We start from the raw sequence: 255 nt of genomic DNA on the forward strand, positions 1-255 counted from the left end.
CCAGACTCCTACGGGAGGCAGCAGTGGGGAATTTTGGACAATGGGGGCAACCCTGATCCAGCAATGCCGCGTGAGTGAAGAAGGCCTTCGGGTTGTAAAGCTCTTTTGTCAGGGAAGAAACGATCCTTTCTAATACAGGGGATTAATGACGGTACCTGAAGAATAAGCACCGGCTAACTACGTGCCAGCAGCCGCGGTAATACGTAGGGTGCAAGCGTTAATCGGAATTACTGGGCGTAAAGCGTGCGCAGGCGG

At 53.3% G+C, this 255-nt stretch carries 1 rRNA gene; it reads left to right on the plus strand.

From position 1 onward, the window contains the following. Positions 1 to 255 (plus strand): 16S ribosomal RNA (locus GM668_RS30425); the annotation flags it as partial.

Source organism: Pseudoduganella ginsengisoli (genome assembly GCF_009720865.1).
Taxonomy (GTDB): domain Bacteria; phylum Pseudomonadota; class Gammaproteobacteria; order Burkholderiales; family Burkholderiaceae_D; genus Rugamonas; species Rugamonas ginsengisoli.